1 protein-coding gene and 1 pseudogene are annotated in these 1,817 nt (G+C 44.5%); both read right to left on the bottom strand.

The window, feature by feature from the left end; all coding sequences use genetic code 11:
• Nucleotides 1-186 (bottom strand): annotated as a pseudogene (locus tag PX484_RS10520) (thioredoxin family protein); the annotation flags it as partial.
• A 160-nt stretch (nucleotides 187-346) separates the two neighbouring features.
• The gene (gene glmU, locus PX484_RS10515; RefSeq protein ID WP_287667285.1) at nucleotides 347-1,699 is read right to left on the bottom strand and encodes a bifunctional UDP-N-acetylglucosamine diphosphorylase/glucosamine-1-phosphate N-acetyltransferase GlmU; all 1,353 of its coding nucleotides are present in this window, start codon (nucleotides 1,697-1,699) and stop codon (nucleotides 347-349) included.
• Nucleotides 1,700-1,817 lie beyond the last annotated feature (118 nt).

The following is a 1,817-nucleotide window of genomic DNA, read 5'->3' as shown; positions in this document are numbered from 1 at the left end:
TAGACGGGTAAGTTCTTCTTGAATGTGTTTAACAAAGGGACAATGTTCACAGAGGAAGATGACTAACAGAGCGGTTTTAGCCGCAAAGCTGTCCAGAGAGATAGTTTCACCCGAAACCACATCGGGTAAGGCAAAACTGGGAGCTTTTGTCCCCAGATCTAACATTGTGGACTCGGTGCGTGCCATAAGGTTTCTACTCTTTTCTATAGGGAGGACTGAGATTTTTATAGCATTTCATGCTTCATCGCGCAAATTTAACGCCTTAATCAGCATCAGTGAACAGTAAACAGTAAACTGAAAACTCACGTCTGATAACTGATAACTGATAACTGATAACTGCTATAACCTACTGAAACTGATCTGCCCAATTTTCGATCACACGCTGACTTTGGCGAGCAATAACTAAAGCATTATCGGGGACATTTTTAGTGATAGTTGAACCGGCAGCCACGGTGACATTTTTTCCTAATTCTAGAGGAGCTACTAGAACACTATTTGCTCCAGTTTTTGTGCCACTGCCGATCATAGTTTGGTGTTTTTTCACCCCATCGTAATTAGCAGTAATTGTTCCCGCACCAACGTTCACTTTTTCCCCTAAAGTGGCATCTCCCAAATAGGATAAATGGGCAATATTGGTTTTATTGCCGATGTCACTTTTTTTAATTTCAACAAAATTACCGACTCGACAATTAGCCCCAATTTTCGCTTCTCCGCGCAAATGAGCATAGGGACCGATGCGACAACCAGAATCCACCTGACTATCAGAAATAACCGAAAATAAGACCGTCACATCGCTGCCTATGCGACTATTTTCGATTAAACTCCCCGGACCTATACGACAACCAGAAGCGATTATCGTCTCACCGCGCAGATGGGTTTGGGGTTCAATAATCACATCGGCACTGAGAGTGACAGTATCCTCAATGGTGACACTATCGGGGTCAATAATGGTGACTCCGGCGGCCATCCAATCATCTTTGACTCTAGTTTGCAGGATATCATAGGCGGCGGCCAATTGTTTGCGATCGTTAATGCCGCTAATTTCTAAACAGTCCTCCACATCCACAGCCATGACAGGATCGAGAAAATTGACCACATCGGTGAGGTAATATTCACCTTGATCGTTATTGGGCGTTAAATTAGGCAGTATCGCCGCTAATTTTGACCAATTAAAGCAGTATATACCCCCATTAACCCGGTGGTTTTGTCGTTGGGCATCGGTACAGTCTCTTTCTTCCACAATCTGCTTAACGAGATTATTGCCATCACAAAAAACTCGACCGTAACCTTTCGGGTTAGGGAGGTTAGCAGTTAAGAGGGTGGCAGCGTTACCATGGTTTTTATGAATCTGGAGAAGATTTTGCAAGGTTTCGGGACGCAACAGGGGAACATCACCATTTAAGACCAACAAATCCCCCTGAAAGTCCTCTAAATGGGGGATTAACTGCTGAATAGCATGGCCAGTGCCTAACTGTTCCTTTTGTTCAACAAATTCGATATCCTCGAGATGCTGTAGCGTATTTCGCACCTGTTCTCCCTGATAACCGATAATCACCAGTTTTCGCCTGGGATGTAAGGATTCGCTGACATTAAGGACCCGTTCCACTAGCGATCGACTGCCGAGGGGATGTAAAACTTTTGGAAGGCTGGACTTCATTCGGGTTCCCTTACCCGCCGCTAAAATTGCTACCGCTACCATGGTCATGCTTGCCAATATCGTTCGCGACTGAGTATATCGCACTCCGATCCCTTTGGTTGCAAGAATTTTTCCCCTCTTTCATCCTGTGCCAGTTGAGAAACTACCATAAAAAGGTTTT

Source organism: Microcystis sp. M49636_WE2 (genome assembly GCF_030065375.1).
GTDB classification, from domain to species: Bacteria; Cyanobacteriota; Cyanobacteriia; order Cyanobacteriales; family Microcystaceae; genus Microcystis; species Microcystis aeruginosa_C.
This window is presented reverse-complemented; position numbering and strand designations above follow the sequence as displayed.